The sequence below is a fragment of the Bradyrhizobium sp. WYCCWR 13022 genome, assembly GCF_030435535.1.
Lineage (GTDB): Bacteria > Pseudomonadota > Alphaproteobacteria > Rhizobiales > Xanthobacteraceae > Bradyrhizobium.
The window spans coordinates 193,666-219,272 of record NZ_JAUIZJ010000027.1; the positions used below are offsets into that span (position 1 = coordinate 193,666).

Here is a 25,607-nt window from a genome sequence, read left to right on the forward strand (position 1 = left end):
CTCAGGCCGGCTCAGCCGCCTTCGTCCCCAGCGGCCTCGGCGCAATACCGCCCCCCGGCTTGAGGTGGAATTCATAGGTCATCAAGTGCCATTGCCCGTTCGCCTTGGTGCCGTCGGGCATCGCAGGGTCGTTGCGCGGCTCGACCTTGGCGATGAGGTCGTCCTTGACCCCGAACACCACGTCGGAATCGAGATATTTGTCGCCGTCCATGAAGACGTGGGTGATCAGCGGTTCATAGCCCTTCGCGTTGACCAGGAAGTGCACATGCGCCGGGCGCATCGGGTGGCGCCTGGTCTGCACGATCATCTCGCCGACCGGCCCGTCGGTCGGGATCGGGTAGCTGCACGGCAGGATCGTGCGGAAGAAGAAGCGGCCGTCACCGTCGGTGATGAAGCGCGCGCGCGCCGAGGCGCCGACCTCGTCGTAATTCGCCTTCTGGGAATCGTAGAAGCCGTCATCGTCGGCGTGCCAGACGTCGACAGGGACGCCCGCGAGCGGCTTGCCCTTGAGATCGGTGACGCGGCTCAGCACGAACATCCGCTCGCCGGTGAGATTGTTCGGCGAGATGTCGGTGCCGTGGGCGGTGACCTTGTGCTCGCCGACGTAGAACGGGCCGAGCACGGTGGTCTGGGTCGCGCCGTCGCGGTCACGATGGTTGACCGCGTCGACCAGCATGGAGACGCCGAGCACGTCGGAGAGCAGGATGAACTCCTGGCGGGTGTCGGTGCATTTCTGGCCGGTGCGGGTGAGGAAATCGATGGTGTATTCCCACTCCTCGAAGGTGAGACCGGTCTTGCTCACGTAATCGTGCAGGGACTTCACCAATTCCTGGAGCAGGAATTTCGCGCGCGGATCCGGCGTGTTGTCGAAGCTTCTGACGACGGCCTCGGTGAGTTCGATCTCGTTGAACTGGGTCATGGTGCGTTTGCCCTTGCGTTTTTCTCGTTGGCCCCGTTGAGGGGGCTCCTTGGAGGCATTCCAGGCCGGAGCCTACACCATCCGGCGACCTCGCGTTAAGCGCGACCCGCTTGGAATGAGGCCGCCATTTCGGCTATCAACGATTGACAAAATTGCCCGGAGGAACTGATGCTCGCCCCTACCCCCGCCTCGCCCGAATCCGTGGGCATGTCCAAGGCCGCGCTCGACCGCGTCGATGCCCACCTGAAGGCCAGATACATCGATGCCGGCCGTTTCCCGGGCACGCATCTGCTGGTCTATCGCCGCGGCAAGATCGCCCACAGCTCGGTGCAGGGCCTTGCCGATGTCGAGCGCAAGGTGCCGGTCAAGGACGACACCATCTACCGCATCTATTCCATGACCAAGCCGCTCACCAGCGTCGCCTTCATGATGCTGGTCGAGGAAGGGCTGGTCGCGATCGACGAGCCCGTCGCAAAATACATTCCCGAATGGAAGAATCTCGGCGTCTTCGTCGCCGGCACCTGGCCCAACTTCCTGACCCGGCCGCCGTCCCGGCCGATGCTGATCGTCGACCTGCTGCGCCACACGTCGGGGCTGACCTACGGCTTCCAGCAGCGCTCCAATGTCGATGCCGCCTATCGCGCGGAGAAGATCGGCGAGGTCGAGAAGTCGGGCACGCTCGAAGGCATGATCGAGAGCCTTGCCAAGATCCCGCTGGAATTCTCGCCGGGCGATTCCTGGAACTACTCTGTCGCGACCGACGTGCTCGGCTATCTCGTCGGCAAGATCTCGGGCGTGCCGTTCGAGCAGTTTCTGAAACAACGCATCCTCGATCCGCTCGGCATGACCGACACCGATTTCCACGTCCCGGCCTCGAAGGCGCACCGCTTCGCCGCCTGCTACAACGCCGATCCCGGCGGCGGATTCACCATGCATGCCGGCCAGCGCCGCGAGGGGCTGACGCTCCAGGACGACCCGGCCAAGAGCTCGTTCCTGGCACCACCCTCTCTCGTCTCCGGCGGCGGCGGGCTCTGCTCGACCATGGCCGACTATCTCACCTTCTGCCGCGCGCTGCTCAACGGCGGCGAGCTCGGTGGTATCCGCCTGATCGGACCGAAGACGCTGGCGCTGATGGCGACCAACCACATTCCGGGCGGACAGGCGCTGCCGGAGGTGTCGCGCTCGCTGTTCTCCGAGGCGACCTACAACGGCATCGGCTTCGGTCTCGGATTTGCAGTGACGATGCGCCCCGCGGAGACGCTGATCGCCGGCAGCCCCGGTGAATACAATTGGGGCGGCGCGGCCACGACCTCGTTCTGGATCGATCCCGCCGAGGAACTGATCACGATCTTCATGACCCAGGTGCTGCCGTCGAGCGCCTATCCGATCCGGCGCGAGCTGCGCAGCATGGTCTACGCCGCGATCACCGAGAGCAATCTCTGACGTTCCTGACATTTGTCGCAACGGGCTTCGCGAGCGAGCGCAAAGCCCGTTGCCGTTCGTTCAATGGAAATGGCCGATCAGATAAATGCCGCCACCCACAACCAGCACGGCCGGCACGGCCCACAAGATCAAGACTGGCATCTGTCGTCCTCCTCAGTTTGACGTGCAGACCTTGACGGTCTTCATGCCGCTCTCGGCCTCGGTGCGCGATTTGTAGATCATGCCCGACGGGCTGACGACGGTCATGCTCGTGTCCGTCGGTTTCTTGTCGACCACGGTGCACTTCCTGGTCTTGACGTCCTGCACGACGTAGAACTCGTCGGCCGCGAACGCCGGCAGGGAAAACGCAGCAATCATCACCGCCGCGGTTGCGATCCTCAGCTTCATACTCTCCTCCTCCAATTGCCGGGGCGTTCCACGCCCGGTCGTTCTGCAAACGGGAAAAAGTAGTATTTTGTTCCTATCGGTCGGGAACGTCGCCAGCGGCGGGATGTTGGTGCGGCGCTTGTCATCGAGGAGGACAATATGAAGAAGCTATTCCTGCTTTCCACCGCAGCGCTGATGATCTCGACCGGAGCATTCGCGCAATCGACCGTGGTGACCACGACCGGAACCGGTCACGCCGCTGCGATTCAGATCGAGCCGCAATACCGGACGCGGATCAAATCCTACGTCACCGAACATCATCTGCGACCGGTGAAGGAAAAGATCATCGTCGGCGCGACGGTTCCGGCCGGCGTCGAGCTCGAGGCGGTCCCGGCCGATTGGGGTCCGTCGCTCACGCGATATCGCTACGTCTATTCCGGCGAACGCGTGATGCTGGTCGATCCAGGCACGCGGACGGTCGTGCAGGAAATCGACTAGGACGTAACGGACGGGCGGTCGCCTCGAACGGCGGCCGCCCTCTCGGAGTTGATCACATGACACCGCATCGAGAAGCCCGCATCGCCGGGCTCAGCTTGGCGGCCGTTTACGCCGTGTGCCTGTTGCTCACCGCAATCAGCATGAGCTGAAGCGTCGGCATCGGCGTCCGCGACTGCGCTGCAAAAATCCCGTTCGGCCTGCTCGCCCGACACGAAAATCGTGGCGCCGCGCAGGTCCTGCCCGTATGGTTACCGCCAAAATCATAATCCGGCGCAAATGCGCTGGAATCGGGACGCCCGCGTTTGTCAAAGCTCACCCTGCCGGTCCGGCTCGCTCTCCTGGTCACGGGAACGATGTTGCCGTTGATCGTCTTCGCGGTCGGCCTTGCTTATTCCAACTATCGCCAGGACCGCAGCGACGCGACGCGACGTGTGCTCGAGACGGTGCGGAGCATGCGTCTCGTGCTCGATTCGGAAGTGCAGCGGATGACGGGCGGCCTCCAGGTGCTCGCGCTCAGCGAGTCGCTGCGCCGGGGCGACTTCGAGAGTTTCCGGCGCTCGGCCGCCGGGTTCATCAGCCAATATGGCCAGGACAGCGTCCTGCTGCTGGCCGACAAGTCCGGGCACCAGCTGTTCTCGACGGTCACGACCGAAACGGCGAGCCTGCCACTGCGCAACAATCACGAGATCATCGAACGCGTCTTCGCGACGAAGACGCCGCAATTCTCCGATCTGTTCACCGGGTCGACCAAGAAGCGCCCGATCGTCACGGTCGAAGTCCCGGTGCTGCGCGACGGCGAGGTCGTCTACACGCTCTCCTTCAGCCCGCCGATCGACACTTTCCAGCATCTGGTCGAGCGACAGCGCCCCGACGACCAGTGGACCGTATCGCTGCTGGACAGCAAGGGAATCGTGTTCGCGCGTGCCCCAAACCCGAGCGAGACGTTCGGCAAGCAGGCTTCGCCCTCGCTGTTTGAAGCGATGTTTCGCTCGCCCGAGGCGACGCTGTCGAGCGTCTCACTCGACGGTGTGGCCCTCGCTTCGGCCTATGCGCGCTCGCGGCTGACGGGCTGGACCGTCGCCGCCGGCGTCACCGAAAGCTCGCTGATCGCACCGCTCTGGCGCAACATCGCGATCACCAGCCTGATCGGCGGCGTGCTGCTGCTGGTCGGCCTTACCTTCGCAGTCAGGATGGCAACCACGATCGCGCGCGGCGAGATGCTGCACAATCTCCTGATCGAGGAGCTCAACCACCGCGTCAAGAACACGCTGGCCTTGATGCAGGCGATCGCAGTGCAGACCTTTCGCAGCGCCAGCCGCGACGAGCGGAGCAAGTTCGAGGGGCGCCTCGGCGCGCTGGCCGAGGCGCACAATCTGCTCAGTCAGGAAAAATGGGCAGGCTCGGAGCTGCGGGACGTGATCGCACGCGTCCTCCAGCCGTTCCTGCTTGCAAATCCGGATCGTATCCGCATGGCCGGCCCCGCGGTGCCGCTGTCGCCGCGGCTTGCCGTCGTGCTGTCGATGATCGTGCATGAGATCGCGACCAACGCGGCGAAATATGGCGCGCTGTCGAACGAGACCGGCCGTGTGACGCTGGACTGGGAGGTCATCGCCGACGCGCCGAAGCCGCGGCTGCGGCTGATCTGGACCGAGGCCGGCGGCCCGCCGGTGACGGCACCGGTGCAGCGCGGCTTCGGTTCGCGGCTGATCGAGCGCAGCGCGCGCGACCAGCTCGGCGGCGAGGCAACGGTGGACTTCCTGCCGCGCGGGGTGGTCTGCACGGTCATTTGCGCACTGGATGACAAACGGTGAACCGGGAGCGACGGCCATGAAGATCACGCGGGTTCGCACCCACATCCTGGAAGCAAAGCTCTCGCAGCCCTTCGCCTATTCACGCGCCTGGTACGATACACGCACCGCGATGCTGGTCGAGATCGAGACCGACGTAGGCCTGACCGGGTGGGGCGAATGCTACGGGCCGGCGCGGATGACGGCTGCGGTGGTCAACAACATCGCGCCGTGGCTGGTCGGCGAGGATCCGCTGCGCACCGACGTGCTGTGGCACACGATCTACGCGCGCTTGCGCGATCACGGCCAGAAAGGCGTCGTGATCCAGGGCCTGAGCGGCATCGACATCGCGCTGTGGGACATCAAGGGCAAGCATTTCGACGTGCCGGCGCATCAGTTGCTCGGCGGCGCCGCCCGCACGGAGGTGCCGGCCTATGCCACCGGGCTCTACCGGCGCAAATCCGGCGATCCGCTGAAATACCTACCGGAGGAAGCGGCCTCTTACGCCGCCGAAGGGTTTCGCGCCGTGAAGCTGAAGGTCGGCTTCGGCATCGCGGAAGACGCCGCCGTCACGCGCGCGGTGCGCGAGGCGATCGGCCCCGACGTCGCACTGATGGTCGACGCCAACCACGCTTATGACGCGGTCGCCGCGATCCGGCTCGGACGACTGATCGAGGTCCACGACATCGGATGGTTCGAGGAGCCGGTGCCGCCGGAAGACGTCGCCGGCTATTGCGCGGTGAAAGGCGCGCTGACGATTCCGATCGCCGGCGGCGAGTGCGAGTTCACGCGCTTCGGCTTCCGCGATCTGTTTGCCTCGCACGCGCTCGACATCGCCCAGCCCGACACCTGCGCGGCCGGCGGCCTCACCGAATGCAAGAAGATCGCGGACATGAGCGAAGCCTTCGGCATCCGCTACAATCCGCATGTCTGGGGCACCGGGATCGCGATCGCGGCCTCGCTTCAGCTCCTCGCCGTGCTGCCCTCGCACACGCCGCATTCGCTGGCGCCGCTCGAGCCGCTGCTCGAATTCGACCGCACCGAACATCCGATCCGGCAGGCGATCCTGAAACAGCCGATCGAGCACGTGAACGGAATCGTTCGCGTGCCCGATGGTCCCGGGCTCGGCATCGAGATCGACCGAGAGGCGCTGGCGCGGTTTGCGGTTAGCCGATCGTCTGCAGCGCCGGGAACGTCTCCAGTAGCCAGATGCTGACATTGGAGACCGCGCCGGTGAGGAAGCCGATGCCGGTGATCACCATCAGCACGCCCATGGCGCGCTCGACGTTGACGAGGTGGCCCTTCATGCGCGCGAACAGCTTCGTGAACTGCTCGATCATCAGCGCCGCGATCAGGAAAGGAATGCCGAGACCGGCGGAATAGACCGCAAGGAGCCCCGCCCCCTTCGTCACCGTCGCTTCAGCCGCGGCGATCGACAGGATCGCGGCGAGGATCGGGCCGATGCACGGGGTCCAGCCGAACGCGAAGGCGAGCCCCATGATGTAGGCGCCCCAGAGCCCGACGGGCTTGGGGATGGGAAGCCGCCCCTCGCGCATCAACAGGCCGATGCGCGTCAGCCCGAGGAAGTGCAGACCCATGATGATGATGACGATGCCGGCCAGGATCGACAGCTCGGCCGACCAGGCGCGGATCAGCCCGCCGATCAGCGAGGCGCTGGCGCCGAGTGCCACGAACACCGTGGAGAAGCCGAGCACGAACAGCACTGCCGACATCATGATCGCGCGCTTGGAGGCCGTGTCAGGCTCATCGCTCTCGACATGCTCGATCGTGGCGCCGGTGAGATAGATCAGGTAGGGCGGAACCAGAGGTAGCACGCAGGGCGAAAGGAAGCTGACGAGACCGGCAATCAGCGCCGCCGTAATCGAAACATTTTGCATGATGCAGTCGAAGCCATCCCAGGCCCTCGGGCTGCACGCGGGGACTGCGCGCGGGACCGGAGCCGAACCGGCTCTGGTGTAGCCGATGCCGGGGAATGCGCAACAGAGGCGCGATCAAACCAGGGCTCCTCCCGATGCCGTCTGCGATCACAGATGCGGCATCGGGACGCGCACAAATCTCGCCAAAAAGCGAGATCAGGCGGCGCGGCTACTTCACCACGCGGAGCAGCGGACGCCGGGGCTGGTCCTGCGTCTGCTTGGAGGGGGGCAGCGGTTCGCTGGCAGCGCTCCGCAGCATTTCGTCGCACAGCGCCTTGAGGTCGGCACCGTCAATTCCTTTGAGCTTCATCCTGACGTCGAGGATGACGATCGAGAGCAGCTCGGCCGATTCGCGGCTGTTGCTCTCGTTGAGAACCTTGCGGCACTCCTCGAGCGTCTCGAGCACCGACTGCAATTGTTCGTCTGTATGCGACACCGGCGTTCTTTCCGTTATTTCGGGCTGCGAGGCGTGCTTGAAACGATGCTCCCGGCCCCAAGAGAAAACCAAGAATAGCACGAGGAATCCGAGCCCTCGAAGACGATTTGAATATGCTTCTGCCTCGAAATTCCGGTTCCAGACGACGTCGCACCGCTGCGCAAGTCCGAACCGTCACAGGTGAAACGCTTGAACCAGCGCGATCGATCCATCGCACGCGAGCGCGCAACAAATCGCACGCCACTTTCCGGTCCACTTAGACTCGGCAATCCCGCAGCCATTTCAAGGCTCGTAACGGAACGCACGTCGACCCCTCTTCCGGGCTCAAATTAGCCCGATTCCCAGCTCCGGACACACTCCAATACCATCTCGGGCGCGGTAAGTATGGCGTTCAAAACTCACCGCTCCCCAACCCGTCGTGGTTGTGGTTTGCGCTAGATTCTGCCAGTTTAGCGACCCGAAGGGACTTGTATGCACTCCTTGGCGGAAAGGGGCGTTCCACTGGAGGAACGCCTAAAGACAAACATCAGCGGCCTCTCCGATTGGGACGCGGCCCGCATTTTTCTGGAAGTCGTTCGATGCGGCAGTTTCCGCTCGGCGGCCGAACGCCTGTCGTTGTCGATCAACGCCGTCCGCCGCCGCATCGACGATTTCGAGCGCCAGACCGGCACCACCCTGTTCACGCGCGACGTCCACGGCACCCATCTCACCGATGAAGGCGCGCTGGTGGTGTCGGCCGTCGAGCGGATGGAGGCGGCGGCCTTCGACGTGCTGCGCACCAGCGATTCCACCGCCAATGCCCTCACCGGCGAGGTTCGCGTCGCCGTGACGGAGGGATTGGGGACGTTCTGGCTTGCGCCCCGGCTGGTCGAATTCCAGCAGGCCTATCCGAAAGTCCTGGTCGATTTGCATTGCGCGATGCGCTCGGCAGACGTCTCCCGCCACGAGGCGGACGTTGCCATCCATCTGTCGCGTCCCTCGGCGCTTGACGTCAAGCTGGTGCGGCTCGGCCGCATGCACCTGATGTTCTGGGCCTCCAGGAGTTACATCGAGAAATATGGCGCGCCGCGCTCGGCAATGGAATTGATCAAGCACCGCCTGGTGCTGCAATTCGCCGATCAGATCGCCGCCAAGGAAACCTTCGAGAGCTTCTTCCCGGGCGTTCCGGAACGTGACCTCCTGGTCATGAAGACCAACGTCTCGAGCGCCAACTATTGGGCGGTCGCGAACGGCGCCGGCATCGGCGTCTTCCCGAGCTACGCCATTGCGCTTGGCGGGAAGTTGATTCCACTCGAGGTCGAGTTGAACCGACCGCTGGATATCTGGTTGTCCTACCATCCCGGTAGCGGCCGGATTCCCCGCGTGCGGCACATGATTGACTGGCTGATCGAGGCTTTCAATCCAGCTCGCTTCCCGTGGTTTAAGGAAGAATTCGTGCACCCGCATGAATTCAAGGACTCGTATATGGGCGAACCCCTGACCCAGCTCTTCGGGGGATTTTCAACCGAAGAACAAAGGTGAAAACAAAGATGAAAGCAGCGGCGAAGAGAATGAAGCAGCGCAGCGCTGGCAAGCCGGACATCGAGCTTGGCAAGCGGATCCGTCTGCGGCGCGTCGAGATGAAGATCTCGCAGGCTGAGCTCGGCGAAAAGCTCGGCGTGAGCTTCCAGCAGGTCCAGAAATACGAGAAGGGCGTCAACCGCGTCGGCGCGGCTCGGCTTCAGCAGATCGCCTCCGCCCTCGACGTGCCCGTGACCTTCTTCTACGACGGCGACAACAAGGCCCGCGAAGTCGAAAGCCTCCTGTTCCTGGACTCGGCTTTCAGCCTCCGCCTGCTGCGCGCCTACAGCAAGATCAAGGATCAGACGGTGCAGCGTCAGCTCGTCTCGCTGATGGAATCGATCGCGGCGAACGAAAGCTGAGCCGGTCGACGGTCCGGGCTTCACGGCCGATGTTCAATCCGCCGCGTCGCGGGGGCGCGGCCGGATTGGCGAGAGCTGGCGAATCCGGACGGACGAGATCAGATTGGACTGCGCGCGATCACGCGCGCGGTCACGGCTTTTCGGGGCGGCCTGGCCGCCCCTTTTTCTTTGCGTTTCTGCTGGCATCTGGGCGGCGATTGGTCGTCGATGTCGCGAACCTGTTCCAACCTTGCTGCGACCTAACCCAGAGCCCGCCGGGGCGCGATGTGCCGCGCTGAATGGGCCGCAACCCTGGTGCGCTGGCGGCCCGCCGATTTCAGCGAATCGGCCGGATGCATGGGCTGCCGAAAATTGCCGATGCGAGCGCCCGTTACGGGCCTCGCCCTCATGGGGAAGAACAGACAAATGTCGAAACGCCATGCCGCGATCATTGCCGTCGGCCTTCTCGCCAGCGCCTCCGCGCTCGCGCAGACCGAGACTACCGGTCAGGCCGGCCCCAAGCCCGCTGCCCCGTCCGGCACGGTGCCCACAGCCGCCAACCCGGCTCACACCGCCGCCCCCAAAACAGCTGGCGCGCCGGCATCCACCGCCGAGAGTCGCTCCGCAGCAGCACTCGCGCTGACGCATGAGCCGACCTTCGACGAGGGCACCGCCCAGCGGATCAAGGACGCAGCACTGAGCTATTCCGATCTCGCGGTACGCGGCGGCTGGCCGACCATCCCCGCTGACGCCAGGTTCGCGCTCGGCGTCCAGGGCGTCAATGACGACCTGTTGCGCAAGCGGCTGATCCTCTCCGGCGATCTCGCCGCCGACAAGACGAGCGGCGCGTTCGACCAGAATCTCGCCGACGCCGTGAAGCGCTTTCAGGCGCGCCACGGTCTTGCGCCGACCGGCATCATGACGCCGCGCACACTCGCCGCGATGAACGTGCCGGTGCAGAAGCGCATCCGGCAGCTCGAAGCCTCGCTGGAGCGGCTCGAGAACATCAATTTCAGTTTCGGCCAGCGCTACGTCGTGGTCAACATCCCCGCCGCCTTCGCGGAAGCGGTCGAGAACGACGTTGTGGTGCGCCGCTATCGCGTCATCGTCGGCAAGACCGAAAAACCCTCGCCGACATTGACCGCCCAGATCACCGGCGTCGTGCTCAATCCGACCTGGACGGTGCCGTCCTCGATCGCCAAGACCGAGATCTCCGCGCACATGCGCAAGGACCCGACTTACCTGGCGCGCATGCACATGGAGGTGCTCGACGCCCACGACAATCCGATCGATCCGCATTCGGTCGACTGGTCGGGCACGCACACGCCGAACTTCACCGTGCGCCAGCAGAACGGCACCTTCAACGCGCTCGGCGCGGTCAAGATCGACATGCCGAACTCCTATTCGGTCTACATGCACGACACCAACCAGCGAAATCTCTTCAGCGACGATTACCGCTTCGATTCCCACGGCTGCTCCCGCGTCGACAATGTGCGCGACCTCGCCGCCTGGCTGCTCAAGGACCAGCCGAAATGGAGCCGCGCCGCGATCGATGCGGAGATCGCCACCGGTCAGCACCTGGAGGTCGCCATGGCCAGGAAAGTGCCGGTGGCCTGGATCTATCTCACGGCCTGGATGACCAAGGACCAGACCATCCAGTTCCGCAACGACGTCTATAACCAGGACGAGCAGCTGCTGGAGGCGACGGCCGAAGAAGCGGCGTTCTTCGGCAATGCCGGCAACCATCCGCTGACCGCGCACATGGCGCAGTAGGATGGCGCGGTAGGCATGCAATCGCGGCACGGGCGGATGCAAAGCCGCATCACCTGTCGCGGTTGACCGCGGCCTTGCGCCGGCCGCACATTGCGTCTCGCCAACGACCAGCGAGCGCGCGATGCCTGATCTGTCCCAACAAACTCCCTACGCCGACGGAAAGATCCTCAAGCAAATCACCGACGGCGTCGGCGTGATCACCTTCAACAATCCCGACAAGCGCAACGCGATGTCGCTGGAGATGTGGGAGGGATTTGGCGAGGCGCTGACAGCCCTGCGCGACGACGAGACGGTGCGCGTCGTGATCATGCGCGGCGCCGGCGGCAAGGCGTTCGTGTCAGGCGCCGACATCAGCCAGTTCGAGAAGACCCGCCATAACGCAGCCGCGTCCGAGGAATACGGCAAGCGCAGCGCCGCCCAGCGTGCGCTGCTCGCCGATTACCCCAAGCCGACCATCGCCTGCATCCAGGGCTTCTGTCTCGGCGGCGGCATGCAGGTCGCGATGCTCGCCGACATCAGGATCGCCGCGCATGACAGCCAATTCGGCATTCCCGCGGCCAAGCTCGGCATTGCCTATGGCTATGTTGGCTTGAAGCATTTGGTGTCGCTGGTCGGGCCGTCCTGGGCGCGGCTTCTGATGTACACGGGCATGCGCATCGATTCCACGGAAGCGTTGCGCATCGGTCTCGTCGAGCGCGTGATCCCGGATGACCAGCTCTGGGGCGAGACCATGGCGATCGCCGTTGCGATCTCGCAGAACGCGCCGCTCGCGATCAAGGCCGCCAAGATCACCATCGCAGAAGTGCTGAAAGACGAAAGCGCCCGCGACATGGGCGCGATCAAGGCGATCGGCACCGCCTGCATGGACAGCGCCGATTTCCGCGAGGGCCGGCAGGCCTTCATGGAAAAGCGCAAGCCGCAGTTCAGGGGGAAGTGAGTCCCCGTCAGCCACTCCAATTGCAAGCGCTCCTCTCTCGCCATTGCAAGCAAAGCGAAGCAATGACGATGCCGAGAGATCACGCGCGACCTCCAGACCCGAATTTGGAACTCCGTAGATCAGCCCACCTGAACCTTCATTCACGAAGATTAAATTCCTCGCCGGTTTGCGCCGCGATAGCAACCAATTGATCTGTCCCAGGTTCTCCCGGCACCAACGAGGGAGATTGCGATGAAACTCAAATTGGCTGTTCTTGGTCTGGCTGCCCTCGGCAGCGCGGCGCTGGCGTCGGGACAAGCGCTCGCAGCGATGCCCAACGGCATTCCGCAAGCCGACAAGGTCGCAAGCGGCCCGGCCGCGAATGTCGATCGGGTGCGGATGGTCTGCAACGCCTGGGGCCGCTGCTGGTGGCGCCCGAACTACTACGGCGCCTATGGCTATTATGGCGGCCCGCGACGCTTCTACGGTTACGGCCCGCGTCGGTGGGGCTGGGGCCATCGCCACTGGCACCGCTGGTAAGTGTTGAAGGGGCCGCGCGGCCCCTTTTTCTTGGCCCGACGAGCTACAGCGCCGCGAGCACCGCCTTGGTGATATCGGCCGTGCCGTTGCTGCCGCCGAATTCGATCGGCTTGAGGCCGCCAGCGTAGATCTGGTCGACCGCGCGCTCGATCCGCTCGCCGGCTTCCGCCGCGCTCTCGACGCCATGCTTGTCGGCGAGCCAGTCCAGCATCATCGCGGCAGACAGGATCATGCCGGTGGGATTGGCCTTGCCCTGCCCCATGATATCAGGCGCCGTGCCGTGGCACGGCTGGAACACGGCGTATTTGTCGCCGACGTCGGCCGATGGGGCCATGCCGAGGCCGCCGATCAGGCTCGCGGTGATGTCGGAGACGATGTCGCCGAACATGTTCTCCATCACCATCACGTCGAAATCCCAGGGGCGCTTGACCAGCATTGCCGAGCAGGCGTCGACATAAAGGCGATCGGTCTTCACGTCGGGATGCTTCCTGGCGATCTCGTCGAAGATGCCGCGGAAGAACGCAAAGGCCTTGAACACGTTGGCCTTGTCGACGCAGGCGAGCGCGCCGGGCTTGCCGCGCGCCTTGCGCCGCTCGGCGAGGCGGAACGAGAATTCGAACAGCCGTTCGGATGTCTTGCGCGTGATCACCATGGTCTCGCGCGCGTCGTCATGTGTGACCACGCCCTTGCCCATCGAGGCGAACAGGCCCTCGGTGGATTCGCGAATCACGACGAGATCGATCCCGCGCTTGTCGGCACCGACGATCGGGCTCGGCACGCCCGGAATGAGGCGCGCCGGCCGCACGCCCGCATAGAGATCGAAGATGAAGCGCAGCTCGATCTGCGGCGCGATCTCGGTATTGTCGGGGTAACGCACCGACGGCAGGCCGCAGGCCCCGAGCAGGATCGCGTCCGCCTCTTCGCAGAGCTTGATCGTGCTGTCAGGCATCGACTTGCCCGTCGCGAGATAATTGTTGGCACCAGCCGGTGCCTCGGTGAAGCGGAAGCTCAGGGCCGACTTCGTCTCGATCTTGCGCAGCACTTCGAGCGCGGGCGCCATGACTTCGGGACCGATGCCGTCACCGGCGAGCACGGCAATGTGGAAGGCGTTGTTTGCGGACATGAGGATTCCTAGAAAGGTGTAACCCGTCAGTGCGAGGAGCGAAGCGAGAAAGCAATCCAGACTGTGTCCGCTGAGGGATTCCGCATTGCTTCGCTCCGCTCGCGATGACGGAGGAAGGAGTGGAAACTACGGCGTCAGCACCGTGCGCCCGACCACCGCGCCCTGCTGCAACTGCACCAGCGCGTCGTTGGCCTTGTGGAGCGGCGCCCTCGTCACCGGGATCGGGGGCACGTTCTTGGCGCGGACGAGGTCGAGCAGCTCCTGCGTCTCGCGCAAATTGCCGACGTAGCTTCCCTGGATCGTCACCGCCTTGATCGGGATCAGCGGCAAGGCCCAGGTCGCGCCGCCACCGAACAGGCCGACGATGACGAGCTTGCCGCCCTTGGTCAGGCAGTCGAAGCCGAGTTGCGTCGTCGCAGCATTGCCGACGAGGTCGATCACGGCACGGATCGGACCGCCCGCTTTCTTCGCGAGCTGCTCCAGCGCATCCGGCGCCTTGGGATCGACGGTCGCGAGCGCTCCGGCCTTCTCGGCGGCTTCACGCTTCCTGGCGTCGATGTCGACCATGATCGCACCCTTGCCGCCCATCGCCTTCAAAAGCGACAGCGCCATCAGGCCGAGACCGCCGGCGCCGAACATCACGATCGGCGTATCAAAATACTGCTCCACCTTCTTCAGTGCACTGTAGGTGGTGACGCCCGAGCAGGCGTATGGCGCTGCCGAAGCCGGATCGAGGCCCTTCAGATTGAGCAGATAACGCGGATGCGGCACCAGCATGTGATCGGAATAGCCGCCGTCGCAATAGACGCCGAGCGAGCGCGGCGTCAGGCACATGTTCTCGTCACCGCCGAGGCACGTCGCGCATTTGCCGCAGCCGATCCAGGGATAGACCAGGCCGACGTCGCCGAGCTTGAGATCGGCCTGATCGGCCGGTTTCACGTCGGGTCCGAACGCCACCACCTCGCCGACGGTCTCGTGGCCCATGGTCAGCGGCAGATTGATGCCGCGGTCCTTCAGCGACAGCGGCTTGCGGCCGTGGCCGAGATCATAACCGCCCTCCCATATGTGGAGATCGCTGTGGCAGACGCCGGCGGCCTTCACCTTGATCAGCACCTGCGTGCCCGTGGGCTGCGGCGTCGCCTCGTCGAATTCCTGCAGCGGCGCCTTGAAATCGGCGACCTTGAAACTCTTCATCGGACTCCTCCCGGCATACTCTTCGACTTGCCACCATGCCACGGGTGGCATGGCGAGACAAACCAGGGAGCGGTCTTAGTTCAGGGCAGCGGATGGTGGCAAGCCACGAACTGACCGGGCGCGACCTCACGCAACTCCGGCATCTCCGCGCTGCATCGCTGATCGGCACGCGGGCAGCGGGTGCGGAATCGGCAGCCGGAGGGCGGCGCAATCGGCGATGGCGGCTCGCCGGTCGCCACGCTTTCGGCCGGACGCACGTCCGGATCGGGGACCGGGATCGCCTGCAACAGCAGCCTGGTATAGGGATGCGCGGGCTTTGCGAACAATTGCTCCGACGGCCCGACCTCGCAGAGCCGGCCGAGATACATCACCGCGACGCGATCGCTGACCGCCTTGACCACGGCAAGGTCATGCGCGATGAACAGCAGCGTCAGGCCGAAGCGCGCCTTCATCTCCTCCAGCAGATTGAGGATTTGCGCGCGGATGGAAACGTCGAGCGCCGAGACCGGCTCGTCGCAGACGATGAATTCGGGGTTGAGCACCAGCGAGCGGGCGATACAGATGCGCTGGCACTGGCCGCCGGAGAATTCGTGCGGCAGCCGGCCCGCCACGAGATCAGGATCGAGCCCGACCGCAGCGAGCACCTCGTGCACGCGCCGCTTGCGCTCGGCGGCATCCTTGACACCGGCGATGATCAGCGGCTCGGCGACGATGTCCCCAATGCGCCGGCGCGGATTGAGCGAGGCGATCGGATCCTGGAAGATCAGCTGCACGCGGCGGCGCGTCTTGCGCAGCGCCTCGCCTTCCATTGCCGTCAGGTCTTCGCCGTCGAACAGCACGCGGCCGGACTTGGCGCGGCGCAATTGCAGCACCGCCCGCCCCAGCGTCGACTTGCCGCAGCCGGATTCGCCGACCAGCCCCAGCGTCTCGCCGCGCGCGACGTGAAGGCTGACACCGGAGACGGCGTGCACGGTCTTGTTGCCGAGACCATATTCGACGACGAGATTGTCGACGTTCAACAGCGGCGCATCGTGCAAGGCCATCTGCATCACGCGCCGATCCCTTCCGCCATCTGGATCGGGTGGAAGCAGGCATAGAGATGCCCTGATAACTCGGCGCTCTTCAACTCCGGCTTGGCGTCGTGACAGCAGCCTGCGACATAGCGGCAACGCGGCGCGAAGGAGCAGCCTTTCAACGGCCGCGTCGGATCGGGCGGACGGCCGGATATGGCGGGCAACGGCGTATGCGGCGCCGTCTCCAGCTTCGGGATCGCCGCCAGCAGCGCCTCGGTGTAGGGCATGTGCATGCGCTTGAACAGCGCCTGCGTCGGCGCGCGTTCGACCACCCTGCCCGCATACATCACCGCAACCTCGTCGGCACGGCCGGCGACGACGCCGAGATCGTGGGTGATGATGATCATCGCCATGTGGCGGCGGCGCTGCTCGCGCGCGAGCAGGTCGAGGATCTGCGCCTGGATGGTGACGTCGAGCGCGGTGGTCGGCTCGTCCGCGATCAGCAGTTTTGGTTCGCAGGACAGCGCGATCGCAATCGCGATGCGCTGGCGCATGCCGCCGGAACATTGATGCGGATATTGTGCGAGCCGTTGCTCCGGCGCGGGAATGCCGACGGCCGCCAGCAGCTCGATGCTGCGCTGCTTCGCGGCGGACGTGTCGAGCTCGAGATGCTCCTGGATCGTCTCCATCAACTGGGTGCCGATGGTGAGCACCGGGTTGAGAGATGTCATGGGATCCTGGAACACGACCGCGAGGTCGCGCGCCCGCAGGCGCCGCAGGCTTTCGGGCGCGAGCCGGACCAGATCCTGGCCGTCGAACATCACGCGCCCCGTCAGTCTCGCCTTCCTCGGCAGCAACTGAAGGATGGCGCGCGACAGCATGGTCTTGCCGCAGCCGGATTCGCCGACGATGCCGAGCGTGCGGCCCGCTGCCAGCGACAGATCGACACGATCGACGGCGCGCAAATTGCCGCGCGGGGTCGGCAGCTCCACCGCGACGTCCTCGATGGTCAGTAGCGGCGTACTCACAGCGCCCCCTGACGCGGGTCGGTCAGCGCCCGCATGGTGTCGCCGACGAGGTTGAAGGCCAGCACGGTCAGGAACAGCCCCGCCGCGGGCAGGAAGGCCAGCCGCGGCGCGACGTCGAGGCTGTCGCGCCCCTCGCCGATCATGCTGCCCCAGCTCGCCATCGGCGGCGGCACGCCGAGCCCGAGGAAGGACAGCGCGCCCTCGACCACGATGGTGACCGCGACGCCGAGCAGTAAGAACGCCAGCAACGGCAGGATCACGTTCGGCAGCAGCTCGCGCAGCAGGATGCGCGCATGGCTGGCGCCGAGCGCCTCGGCCGCGATCACGAACTCGCGCCGCGCCAGCGACAGCGTCGCCGCGCGCGCCACCCGCATGAAGGCGGGAATGCCGAGCACGCCGAGGATCACGGTGAGATTGGGAATGGACTGGCCGAGATAGGCCGTTACCGCGAGCGCAAAGATCAACGGCGGAAAGGCCAGCAGCACATCCATGCTGCCGACCACCAGCGTCTCGAACCGGCCGCGGAAATAGCCGGCAAGCAGGCCCAGCGCGCCACCGATGCCGAGGCCGATCATCGGCGCGATCAGCCCGACCGTCAGCGAGACCCGCGCGCCATAGACGAGGCGTGCGAGCTCGTCGCGGCCGAACCCGTCGGTGCCGAACCAATGCTCGGCCGAGAACGGCGCGCGGCGCTCCAGCATGTCCATGTCGGTCGGGCTCGGCAGCGGCAACATCGGCGCCAGGATTGCAAGCGCCAGAATGAGGCCGAGCCAGCCGATCGCGATCCAGAACAACAGGCCGAGCCGTCGCCTCCGGCGCACGGTCGCAGGGACTGCCTCCTCGGGAAGCGAGAGCTCAAGCGTGGCCATGGCGAATCCTGGGGTCGAGGACGGCGTAGAGCATGTCGACGACGAAGTTCACGATCACGAAACCGCAGGCGACCAGCAGCACCACGCCCTGGAGGATGATGAGGTCGCGGGTGTAGATCGCGCCGACCAGGAGCCGGCCGATGCCCGGCAGCGCGAAAATCGACTCGACGATCAGCGTACCGCCGATCAGGCGACCGATATTGATGCCGGTCACCGTCACCAGCGTCAGCGACGATGGCTTGAGCGCATGCACGAACAGGATGCGCGAGGGTTTCAAGCCCTTGGCCTTGGCGAGCGCGATATAGTCCTCCTGCAAGGTCGCGATCATGTCGGAGCGCAGGACGCGCATGATGCCGGGCCATTCGGCGAGCCCCAAGGTCAGCGCCGGCAGCACGAAGAAGCGCAAATTCGCCAGCGGCTCCTCGGTGAACGGCACATAGCCGGTCGCCGGCAGCCAGCGCAGCTCGACCGCGAAGAAATAGATCAGCAGGATTGCGGCGAGAAACGATGGCACCGACAAGGCGGCGAACGCAGTGCCGGTCATGAGGCGGTCGAACGCGCCGCCGGCGCGCGCCGCGCAGGCGATCGCGAGCGGAACGCCGATCGCAAGCCCGATAAGCTCGGCGAACAGCATCAGCTCGATCGAGACCGGCACGCGCTCGGCCACCGCCTGCAGTACCGTCTGCCCGGTGCGGAACGAGCGGCCGAAGTCACCCTGGATGACGTGGCCGAGCCAGCTCAGATAACGCCACCAGATCGGCTGGTCGAGGCCCATATCGTGACGAAGCGCCTCGACCTTCTCGGGCGTCGCCTGGTCGCCGAGGATGACATAGGCGAGGTCGCCCGGCAGCAGCGAGGCGATCAGGAAGGTGAGCAGCGAGACCGCGAGCAATACCGGCACGACATAGAGGAGGCGGCGCGCAACGAAGACGGCCATGCGCGGGCTATTCCTTCCAGACGCGGGACACGTCGATCATGCCGCTGTACATCTTGGGCAACCCTCTGAGCTTCGCGCTCGAAACCGCGTAGTAGGTGTTCTGGAAGGTCCAGAACCAGATCGCTTCCTTGTTGATCAGGCGCGTGGCCGCGCAATAGTCCTCAATGCGCTTGTCGACCTCGGCGGTCACACGGGCGTGCTCCAGGAGCTTGTCGAGCTCCGGATTGGAGTAGTTCGCCAGCGCGACCGGACTGCCGGTGTGGAAATTGGCGTACATCTGCGGATCGGGATCGGCGAGGTCGACGATGCGCCAGGGCGTTAGCTGGAATTGCCGCATGAAGGCGCGCGGCGGAATGGTGGCCTGGTCGACCTGGTCGAGCTCCATGCGGGCACCGACATTCTTCCAGAATTGCTGCAACACCTGGCCGACGGCGCGACCGCGCGGCGTCGCCGTGACGATCGTCTTAAACTCGACCGGCTTTCCGTATTCCTGGATCAGTGCCTTGGCCTTGGCGACGTCGAACGGCAGCGCACCGTCGTCCTTGCACTTGACCCAGGAACCTTCGCCGTAGGGATTGCTCGCGGGCTTGGCGAGCCCGTTGGTGATCGCCAGCGACATCTTCTTGCGATCGATCGCCATCACCAGCGCCTGACGCACGCGGACGTCGTCGAACGGCGGCGTCTTGGTGTTGAACGCGTAGACCTGCGCGCCGGAGCCCGTGTAAGCGTGCACGGTCAGATTCTGATCCTTCTGCGCCCTCTGGATGTTGTCGGCGTCATATTCGTCGTCCCAGACGAGATCGGCCTCGCCCGACTGCAGGCTCGCAAAGCGCGACTGCGCATCCGGCAGCGGCTTCAGCACGATGCGGTCGAGATAGATCTTGTCCTTGTCCCAATAGTCGGGGTTCTTCTCCAGAACCATGCGGTCGCCGGCGGTCCACGACTTCAGGATGTAAGGCCCTGTGCCGACGGGATTGCGATTATAATCGTCGCCCTTGGTCTTCCAGGCAGTCGGCGAATGCACCGCCGCGTTCTGGTTGGGGTAGGATACCAGCGTCGGATAATTCACCGAGGGATCGTTCAGATTGACGACGACCGTCAGCTCGTCGGGCGCCTGAACGCTGTTGACTGCAGCGATGTAGAACGCGCACCGGCACTTGTTGGCGGGATCCTTCTGCCGGTCGAAATTGGCCTTGTAAGCCTCGGCGTTGAACGGCGTGCCATCGTGGAACTTGACGCCGGGGCGCAGTTTGAACGTCCAGGTCTTGAAGTCGTCCGAATGCGTCCAGGACAGCGCAAGCTTGGGCTGCGCCTCACCCTTGTCGTCGAGATAGGTCAGCGTGTCGAAGATGGCGGCTGCCGGGGTGAGCGCGGCCGCGTCGTACACGCCGACCTTCAGCGGATCAAATCCGGGAACGTCGAGCTCCAGCCCCACGGTGATGCTACCGCCCTGCTTCTGCGCCTGCGCGGGCTCAGCGAGCGGAAGGAGCGCAAATGCCGCAACAAGGAAAATGGGCGCGCGCTTGCACGCCGCAGCAGCAATGTTCGTCATGGTTCCTCCCGGGATCCTCGTCCGATGTTTCGGATCGCTGATGACACCGGCGAGATTGGCGAGAATCGCGCGCCTCGGCAAGAGGAACACGCGAGGTTCGATGCCGCATGTGCGCAGCGCAACGAGCTCAGTTCGTCGCTTATGTTTTGCCTGACGGAATTGGCGCAACGTCGCCGAGGCCGATCTCCTCGCGCAGTCCGCGCGTGTGCTCGCCAAGCGCGGCCATGGTCTCGCCTGGCGAGGTGTCGGCGCCGGTCATCCGGAACGGCAGATTGAGCACCCTGAACGAGCCGCCTCCATCTTCCACCGACGAGAGCGCCTGCCGGTGCGCGAGCTGCGGATCGGCGAGAGCCTCCTTGATGGTGCGATAGGCTGAGGCCGGCACGCCGGCGGTGCTCAAGGCGACCAGACATGCATCAGTCGTGAGCCGCTTCGACCACGCCTCGACGCCATCCATCATGTCGGCCCAGTTCTCGCGCCGCGGAGCGTAGGACGAGAAGCGTGCATCAGTGATCCACTCAGGGCGGCCGATCACACCCATCAAACCCTGAAAAGTCTTCTCGCTGGCGACCGTGATCATGACGAAGCCGTTGGCGGTCTCGGTCGGGCCGAACATCGGACGTGGCGGCGGCTTCACCGCAAATTGCGAGCTCTGCAACTCGATCACGGTCAGCGTCAGCATCGACTCCAGCATGGAGACGTCGATGTGCTGGCCGAGCCCGGTTACCGTGCGCTGATAGAGCGCGGATGCGATCGCGCCAAAGCCGTAGGTGCCGGTCACGACATCGGCATGGTAGATGCCGCAATAATCCGGCCTGTCGCGGCCGGGCTGATAGGCGAGATGCGCCATGTCGTAGCCGGACGCGGCATGGATCACCGGCGCATAGGCCGGCAACTCGGCCGAGGGACCGGTCTGGCCATAGCCCGATATCGAGCAGTAGATCAGTTTCGGATTGACCGGGCGGAGGCTGTCGTAGTCGAGCCGCAGCCGGCGCATCACGCCCGGCCGAAAATTCTCGACCAGAACGTCAGCAGTCGCGACCAACCGGCGGACCGCCTCCTTGCCGTCCTCGGACTTGAGGTCGAACACCGCGCTCTTCTTGCCGACATTGAGCTGGCCGAACACGGTGCTGCAGCCCTTGCGCAGCGGCGGCCGCGTACGCATCGTCTCACCGCCATCGCTCTCGATCTTGATGACTTCGGCGCCCATGTCGGCGAGCATCCGAGCGCAATGGGGGCCGGCGATGGTGGTCGAGAAATCCAGGACGCGCAGGCCGGCGAAGGGCTTTGTCGTCGTGTCTTCGTGCTTATCTGATAGCTGCATCCCTGGCCGCCCCGTAGGAACTATAGTTGTTCTCTCTTGTTGGTGCGCCGACCCTAGATGGCGGCGCCTGAGTAGGAAAGTCTTTACCGAACCGGCGCGTCTCGTGGGGGGCTCGAGATTTCCAGGGGCAACTGGACCCGATCTTGCATAGCAGCAATCGGGATCGGATGAGGGCAGCAGTTCTTGAGGGTCTTGTTCGTCACGACAGAGATGGACGACTTCGTCCGCGTCGGCGGACTTGGTGCCGTTTCTGCTGCCCTTCCCCGAGCGCTCCGCCCCCTCGCCGATATCCGGATCATGCTGCCCGGCTATCGCGACATCATCGAGCAACTCACGCATATTCAGATCGTTGGGCGCTGCCCCGCGTTCGCGGAAATGCCCGCCTGCTCGCTCGGCCGCGCCGCGACCAAGGACGGCCTGCCGGTCTACGTGCTGCTGTGCTCACAACTCTACGACCGGCCCGGCAACCCCTACGGCGACGAAGCCGGGCGCGACTGGCCCGACAACGATATCCGCTTCGCGCGCTTTGCCTCGGCGGCCGCTGAGCTTGCCATGGGCAAGCTGGACAAGAATTGGGCAGCAGACCTGATCCATGCCAACGATTGGCAAGCCTCTCTGGTGCCGGCCTACCTCGCCTGGCAAGGCGCCAGGCTGCCGTCGATCCTGACCATCCACAACCTCGCCTATCAGGGTCTCTTCCCGAAGGACTCGCTGCGGCGGATCGGCGTCCCCGAAAGCTCCTTCCACATCGACGGCGTCGAGTTCTACGACCAGCTCTCTTTCCTCAAAGCCGGCCTCGTCTATGCCTCGCATCTCACCACCGTCAGCGGCACCTATGCGCGCGAGATCACCACGGAAGAATTCGGTTGCGGCCTCGAAGGCCTGCTCCGCATCCGTTCCGATGCGTCCGAGCTGACCGGAATTCTCAACGGCATCGACGAGAGCTGGGACCCGCGCTCCTGCGCACAGCTCGCGCAGCAATTCGGCGCCGGCGATTGGGTCGGCAAGAAGGCTAATGCGGACTACGTCCGCAAGCAGTTTGGCCTCGCCGTCTCGCGCGGCCCGATGTTCGCGATCGTCGCACGCCTCGTGCACCAGAAGGGCATCGACCTCGTGCTGTCGGCCGCCGACGAGATCATCGATGCCGGCGGACAGATCGTGGTCACCGGCTCCGGCGAGCCCGCGCTCGAGCAGGCGCTGATCGACGCGCATCGCCGCCGCCCCGACGCCATCGGCGTCACCATTGGCTTCAACGAGGCCCAGGCCCGGCGGATCTTCGCCGGCAGCGATTTCACCTTGATGCCGTCGCGGTTCGAGCCCTGCGGGCTGAGCCAGATGTACGCCCAGCGCTTCGGCTCGCTGCCGATCGGCCACCAGACCGGCGGCCTTGCCGAGACCATCACCGACGGCGAGACCGGCTTCCTGTTCTCAAAACCCTCGCACGAGTCCTTCCTCGGCGGCGTCCGTCGCGCCTTCGCCGCCTTCATGGCCCATGACCAGCTCGACACCATGCGCCGCAGCGCCATGGGCCGGTCGTTCTCCTGGAGCATCTCGGCGGGAAGCTACAACGCACTGTACCGGAAGCTGGCGGCGGTGTGAGGCTGCGCATTCTCTCGTGCTCCGGACGCAGCGCAGCGTCTCTTCGACGGTGCGCTGCTGAGCCGGAGCCCGTCTCACACCGGAGTTCGCGGCTTCCCGGCTCTGCGCCGCAACGCTCACGCCTTGCAGCTTGTCCGGGACACACGGATGATGGATTTGCCCTCACCCTTTCCCGCGTACATCCATCTGCGACCGGCCGATCCAAAGCCGATTGAGACCACGCGTCATCCAATCGGGCTGCGGCTCGCCGCGCAGGCGCGCCTGCGCTTCCTGATAGGGGCCGACATAGCGCAGCCGATCGGGCAATTTCGGATAGATGCGCCGTATCCAACGGAGCGCGTTGTCGGCTGCCTCCTTGTCGCGCGCATCCAGCTCAAAACCAAAACCTTCGCGCAGGCGCTCCGGCAGCAGGCTCGCCGTGAGCGCGCGATACCATCGCGGCAGACGCAGCCATGGACGCGCGCCGCCAAAAATCTGCGCGGCGATCTCGCGCGCGGCCGGGCTGACGGTCAGCGTGTCGGACTGCGCCATCGCCGTCATATGCGCCGCAAAGCCGGACCAGTCGGCGGCCAGATCGTCCCCCGCCAGGCCGAACAACGCACCAAAGGTCCGGCTCTCGGCCCAGTAGCGTTCGCGCTCTTCAACAGAGAGCGGCGGCAGCACCAGATCGTGCGCCATCAGCGCGGTCTCGACCAGCGTGGCATGAACCCACCGCAGCGACGGGATGTCGTTGGCGCAGTAGCGCGAGCCGGCCGCGAAGGGTCCGACGGCAACAGGCATCTCGCCGACGATCATGCTGTGGCGCCGGTGCAGTTGCCGCGACGACAGCATGGCCCGGTCGAGCGAGCCGAACACCATTGCAAAGACGATGTCGAAGGTACGATGGAAGCGGCCGATCGGATCGGCAAGGGTCCTGGAGTGCTCGGCGATGGCGGCCGCGACCCAGGGATGCGCGAGCTGAAGCAGCAGCGCACGGCCGGCGCCGAGAAAGATCACGGCCTCCCGGTCGATCCGCCAGGTCACTGCATCAGGACCGAACACACCGGGAACCGGTCCCGCTGCACAAGCGCGGACGCGATCGAGAGCCAATTCCAGATCGGTTGCAGACACCACGTGCGGAGCCTTTCGACGGTAGACCGGAGCCGACGATCCGCAAGGCCCGTGGCAATTCGATGAAGCGGGCCCTATTCCGCAGCCAGCGGCATCTCGTCGATATGCTCGTGCAGCACCACGCCCGACAGCGGATCGAATTCGCCGATCCACGGCGCGCGCGCGAGCACCGACCTCGTATGCGCATAGCCGGCGTCCCAGCGCTGCATGATGCCGGACGGGCTGAAGTCGATGTCCTTGGTGTGGCTCTCGCGTTCGAGCTGCGGGGCCAGCAGGCGCACCACGTGCATGCGGGTCGAGCAGCCATAGCCGATCAACTCCCTCACCGCGGGATCGTCGCGCTCGCTCTCCGGCAATCGTGCCGCAAGCTGGTTGATGACGTGGCGCAAGCGATGGGCCTGCTGCTGGCGCTCGATCTGGCTCGCGATCCGGCTGGAATATTGCACGTCCTTGTGGCGGGTCAGGACCTCGCCCATCGTGGTCGGCTCGGCCCCGACGGGATTCCACAGATGCACGGAGAAGATCAGCGAGTTCCGGCGCGGATTATCGTCGAACACGGCTTCCGTCGGCGAATTCGAGAGAATGCCGCCATCCCAATAGAGCTCGCCCTCGATGCGCACCGCCGGAAAGGCCGGCGGCAGCGCCCCCGACGCCATGACGTGCTTCACCGTCAGCTCGCAGTCGCGGCTGTCGAAATAGCGCATCTGGCTCGAGCCGACATGCGCAGCACCGACCGTGAGGCGCGGCGCGCCGCAATTGGCGATGCTGAAATCGACGAGCTCGCGCAGCGTGCTCTCCAGCGGCGCGGTCGAATAATAGCCGGCCTGATCGGCGCCAAGCGGGAAGGATTCGCCGGCATGCGCCAGCGGATTGGGCTGGAAGAAGCCGGCAATGCCGTGGGTAACGGTCGACCAATAGCCGAGCATGTCGTCGAAGCCGGGAATACCCGTAAGCAGGGGCCAGGCAGGCTTCTGCTCCATCCGCTTCCAGAATTCCCGCAGGCGCGCGAGCCGGTTTTCCGGCGCATTGCCGGCGATCAGGCTCGCATTGATGGCGCCGATCGAGGTGCCGATCACCCAATCCGGCTCGATGCCGGCCTCGTGCAGGGCCTGGTAGACTCCCGCCTGATAGGCGCCGAGCGCACCGCCGCCTTGCAGCACCAGCACGATCTGTCCCGGCAGGTCCTTGGGCCTGCACACCCCGGCATTTCCCTGCATGCCCGTCGCACTCCTGCTCCAGAGAGCCTTACGCAAAATCCTCCGGCATTGTTACGCCCGACGACCATCGGCCGTCCAGCAAGCATCGTCCGGGAAGGGGTGCGGAAAGCCGCGGAACCGAGGAT

24 protein-coding genes are annotated in these 25,607 nt (G+C 65.0%); 10 read left to right on the forward strand and 14 right to left on the reverse strand.

The genetic code is table 11. The features are described 5' to 3' along the window. Position 1 precedes the first annotated feature (1 nt). Positions 2-919, reverse strand: a complete 918-nt coding sequence (locus tag QY049_RS32470; RefSeq protein ID WP_301270396.1) for an intradiol ring-cleavage dioxygenase — start codon at positions 917-919, stop codon at positions 2-4. A 168-nt stretch (positions 920-1,087) separates the two neighbouring features. On the opposite strand from QY049_RS32470, the gene QY049_RS32475 reads away from it, so the two are divergent. Beyond that, positions 1,088-2,362 carry a serine hydrolase gene (locus QY049_RS32475; protein ID WP_258762610.1) on the forward strand — a complete coding sequence of 425 codons (1,275 nt, stop codon included), beginning with the start codon at positions 1,088-1,090 and terminating at the stop codon, positions 2,360-2,362. Between the two features lie 153 nt (positions 2,363-2,515). On the opposite strand, the gene QY049_RS32480 is transcribed toward QY049_RS32475, so the two are convergent. Beyond that, positions 2,516-2,749, reverse strand: coding sequence for a hypothetical protein (locus tag QY049_RS32480; protein ID WP_258762611.1), 234 nt, complete (start codon positions 2,747-2,749; stop codon positions 2,516-2,518). 138 nt (positions 2,750-2,887) lie between these two features. Here QY049_RS32480 and QY049_RS32485 point away from each other — a divergent pair, with 138 nt between their 5' ends. From QY049_RS32485 to QY049_RS32495, 3 genes are all read left to right on the forward strand, one after another. Next, a complete protein-coding gene (locus QY049_RS32485) occupies positions 2,888-3,226 on the forward strand; it encodes a DUF1236 domain-containing protein (RefSeq protein WP_258762612.1) in 339 nt (112 codons plus the stop codon). A 353-nt stretch (positions 3,227-3,579) separates the two neighbouring features. After that, positions 3,580-5,037: a sensor histidine kinase gene (locus tag QY049_RS32490; protein ID WP_258767016.1), complete on the forward strand. Its 1,458-nt coding sequence runs from the start codon at positions 3,580-3,582 to the stop codon at positions 5,035-5,037. Positions 5,038-5,053: 16 nt separating this feature from the next. Further along, on the forward strand, positions 5,054-6,229 hold the full coding sequence (locus QY049_RS32495; RefSeq protein WP_258762613.1) for a mandelate racemase/muconate lactonizing enzyme family protein: 1,176 nt from the start codon (positions 5,054-5,056) through the stop codon (positions 6,227-6,229). Here QY049_RS32495 and QY049_RS32500 read toward each other — a convergent pair. Further along, complete coding sequence (locus QY049_RS32500; protein WP_194477056.1) at positions 6,180-6,911, reverse strand: cytochrome c biogenesis CcdA family protein; 732 nt, start codon at positions 6,909-6,911, stop codon at positions 6,180-6,182. The genes QY049_RS32495 and QY049_RS32500 overlap by 50 nt on opposite strands. 208 nt (positions 6,912-7,119) lie before the next feature. Then, positions 7,120-7,386, reverse strand: a complete 267-nt coding sequence (locus QY049_RS32505) for a hypothetical protein (protein ID WP_194477057.1) — start codon at positions 7,384-7,386, stop codon at positions 7,120-7,122. A 471-nt stretch (positions 7,387-7,857) separates the two neighbouring features. On the opposite strand from QY049_RS32505, the gene QY049_RS32510 reads away from it, so the two are divergent. The 5 genes from QY049_RS32510 (at position 7,858) to QY049_RS32530 (ending at position 12,516) form a co-directional block, all read left to right on the forward strand. Continuing rightward, entirely contained in the window at positions 7,858-8,907 is a 1,050-nt protein-coding gene (locus QY049_RS32510; protein ID WP_194477058.1) for a LysR family transcriptional regulator, read from the forward strand. Between the two features lie 29 nt (positions 8,908-8,936). Further along, positions 8,937-9,308, forward strand: a complete 372-nt coding sequence (locus QY049_RS32515; protein WP_020608151.1) for a helix-turn-helix domain-containing protein — start codon at positions 8,937-8,939, stop codon at positions 9,306-9,308. Positions 9,309-9,713: 405 nt separating this feature from the next. Further along, positions 9,714-11,060, forward strand: coding sequence for a murein L,D-transpeptidase (locus QY049_RS32520; RefSeq protein ID WP_258762614.1), 1,347 nt, complete (start codon positions 9,714-9,716; stop codon positions 11,058-11,060). A gap of 121 nt (positions 11,061-11,181) precedes the next feature. Then, the gene (locus QY049_RS32525) at positions 11,182-11,997 is read left to right on the forward strand and encodes an enoyl-CoA hydratase (RefSeq protein ID WP_258762615.1); all 816 of its coding nucleotides are present in this window, start codon (positions 11,182-11,184) and stop codon (positions 11,995-11,997) included. Positions 11,998-12,228: 231 nt separating this feature from the next. After that, complete coding sequence (locus tag QY049_RS32530) at positions 12,229-12,516, forward strand: hypothetical protein (protein WP_194477061.1); 288 nt, start codon at positions 12,229-12,231, stop codon at positions 12,514-12,516. A gap of 43 nt (positions 12,517-12,559) precedes the next feature. Here QY049_RS32530 and QY049_RS32535 read toward each other — a convergent pair whose 3' ends face one another. From QY049_RS32535 to QY049_RS32570, 8 genes are all read right to left on the reverse strand, one after another. Beyond that, positions 12,560-13,639 carry an isocitrate/isopropylmalate dehydrogenase family protein gene (locus tag QY049_RS32535; protein WP_258762616.1) on the reverse strand — a complete coding sequence of 360 codons (1,080 nt, stop codon included), beginning with the start codon at positions 13,637-13,639 and terminating at the stop codon, positions 12,560-12,562. 126 nt (positions 13,640-13,765) lie between these two features. Then, a complete protein-coding gene (locus QY049_RS32540) occupies positions 13,766-14,833 on the reverse strand; it encodes an alcohol dehydrogenase (protein ID WP_194477063.1) in 1,068 nt (355 codons plus the stop codon). 80 nt (positions 14,834-14,913) lie between these two features. Next, positions 14,914-15,885, reverse strand: a complete 972-nt coding sequence (locus QY049_RS32545) for an ABC transporter ATP-binding protein (protein WP_309493926.1) — start codon at positions 15,883-15,885, stop codon at positions 14,914-14,916. Further along, positions 15,882-16,874 (reverse strand): ABC transporter ATP-binding protein, encoded by a 993-nt coding sequence (locus tag QY049_RS32550; protein WP_258762617.1) that lies wholly within the window; start codon positions 16,872-16,874, stop codon positions 15,882-15,884. The genes QY049_RS32545 and QY049_RS32550 overlap by 4 nt, the downstream gene beginning before the upstream one ends. Then, complete coding sequence (locus QY049_RS32555) at positions 16,871-17,743, reverse strand: ABC transporter permease (RefSeq protein ID WP_258762618.1); 873 nt, start codon at positions 17,741-17,743, stop codon at positions 16,871-16,873. Before QY049_RS32555 ends, QY049_RS32550 begins: the two co-directional genes overlap by 4 nt. Beyond that, the gene (locus QY049_RS32560) at positions 17,730-18,680 is read right to left on the reverse strand and encodes an ABC transporter permease (protein WP_194477067.1); all 951 of its coding nucleotides are present in this window, start codon (positions 18,678-18,680) and stop codon (positions 17,730-17,732) included. Before QY049_RS32560 ends, QY049_RS32555 begins: the two co-directional genes overlap by 14 nt. 7 nt (positions 18,681-18,687) lie before the next feature. Continuing rightward, a complete protein-coding gene (locus QY049_RS32565; protein ID WP_258762619.1) occupies positions 18,688-20,232 on the reverse strand; it encodes an ABC transporter substrate-binding protein in 1,545 nt (514 codons plus the stop codon). A gap of 139 nt (positions 20,233-20,371) precedes the next feature. Further along, positions 20,372-21,556, reverse strand: a complete 1,185-nt coding sequence (locus QY049_RS32570; RefSeq protein WP_258762620.1) for a CaiB/BaiF CoA-transferase family protein — start codon at positions 21,554-21,556, stop codon at positions 20,372-20,374. A 183-nt stretch (positions 21,557-21,739) separates the two neighbouring features. On the opposite strand from QY049_RS32570, the gene glgA reads away from it, so the two are divergent. Next, a complete protein-coding gene (glgA, locus tag QY049_RS32575) occupies positions 21,740-23,155 on the forward strand; it encodes a glycogen synthase GlgA (RefSeq protein ID WP_258762621.1) in 1,416 nt (471 codons plus the stop codon). Positions 23,156-23,317: 162 nt separating this feature from the next. Here the strand turns inward: glgA and QY049_RS32580 are convergent, their stop codons facing one another. Continuing rightward, positions 23,318-24,268 carry an oxygenase MpaB family protein gene (locus tag QY049_RS32580; RefSeq protein ID WP_258762622.1) on the reverse strand — a complete coding sequence of 317 codons (951 nt, stop codon included), beginning with the start codon at positions 24,266-24,268 and terminating at the stop codon, positions 23,318-23,320. Positions 24,269-24,339: 71 nt separating this feature from the next. Then, the gene (locus QY049_RS32585; RefSeq protein ID WP_258762623.1) at positions 24,340-25,482 is read right to left on the reverse strand and encodes a patatin-like phospholipase family protein; all 1,143 of its coding nucleotides are present in this window, start codon (positions 25,480-25,482) and stop codon (positions 24,340-24,342) included. Positions 25,483-25,607: the final 125 nt, after the last annotated feature.

Bases quoted from the DNA above. Each gene is read 5' to 3' on its own strand.
- QY049_RS32495 (WP_258762613.1), top strand. From the start codon at position 5,054: ATGAAGATCACGCGGGTTCGCACCCACATCCTGGAAGCAAAGCTCTCG.
- QY049_RS32515 (WP_020608151.1), top strand. From the start codon at position 8,937: ATGAAGCAGCGCAGCGCTGGCAAGCCGGACATCGAGCTTGGCAAGCGG.
- QY049_RS32530 (WP_194477061.1), top strand. From the start codon at position 12,229: ATGAAACTCAAATTGGCTGTTCTTGGTCTGGCTGCCCTCGGCAGCGCG.
- QY049_RS32510 (WP_194477058.1), top strand. From the start codon at position 7,858: ATGCACTCCTTGGCGGAAAGGGGCGTTCCACTGGAGGAACGCCTAAAG.
- QY049_RS32570 (WP_258762620.1), bottom strand. From the start codon at position 21,556: ATGCAGCTATCAGATAAGCACGAAGACACGACGACAAAGCCCTTCGCC.
- QY049_RS32475 (WP_258762610.1), top strand. From the start codon at position 1,088: ATGCTCGCCCCTACCCCCGCCTCGCCCGAATCCGTGGGCATGTCCAAG.
- QY049_RS32565 (WP_258762619.1), bottom strand. From the start codon at position 20,232: ATGACGAACATTGCTGCTGCGGCGTGCAAGCGCGCGCCCATTTTCCTT.
- QY049_RS32480 (WP_258762611.1), bottom strand. From the start codon at position 2,749: ATGAAGCTGAGGATCGCAACCGCGGCGGTGATGATTGCTGCGTTTTCC.
- QY049_RS32500 (WP_194477056.1), bottom strand. From the start codon at position 6,911: ATGCAAAATGTTTCGATTACGGCGGCGCTGATTGCCGGTCTCGTCAGC.
- QY049_RS32535 (WP_258762616.1), bottom strand. From the start codon at position 13,639: ATGTCCGCAAACAACGCCTTCCACATTGCCGTGCTCGCCGGTGACGGC.
- QY049_RS32485 (WP_258762612.1), top strand. From the start codon at position 2,888: ATGAAGAAGCTATTCCTGCTTTCCACCGCAGCGCTGATGATCTCGACC.
- QY049_RS32560 (WP_194477067.1), bottom strand. From the start codon at position 18,680: ATGGCCGTCTTCGTTGCGCGCCGCCTCCTCTATGTCGTGCCGGTATTG.
- QY049_RS32540 (WP_194477063.1), bottom strand. From the start codon at position 14,833: ATGAAGAGTTTCAAGGTCGCCGATTTCAAGGCGCCGCTGCAGGAATTC.
- QY049_RS32520 (WP_258762614.1), top strand. From the start codon at position 9,714: ATGTCGAAACGCCATGCCGCGATCATTGCCGTCGGCCTTCTCGCCAGC.
- QY049_RS32490 (WP_258767016.1), top strand. From the start codon at position 3,580: ATGTTGCCGTTGATCGTCTTCGCGGTCGGCCTTGCTTATTCCAACTAT.
- QY049_RS32525 (WP_258762615.1), top strand. From the start codon at position 11,182: ATGCCTGATCTGTCCCAACAAACTCCCTACGCCGACGGAAAGATCCTC.
- QY049_RS32585 (WP_258762623.1), bottom strand. From the start codon at position 25,482: ATGCAGGGAAATGCCGGGGTGTGCAGGCCCAAGGACCTGCCGGGACAG.
- QY049_RS32470 (WP_301270396.1), bottom strand. From the start codon at position 919: ATGACCCAGTTCAACGAGATCGAACTCACCGAGGCCGTCGTCAGAAGC.
- QY049_RS32555 (WP_258762618.1), bottom strand. From the start codon at position 17,743: ATGGCCACGCTTGAGCTCTCGCTTCCCGAGGAGGCAGTCCCTGCGACC.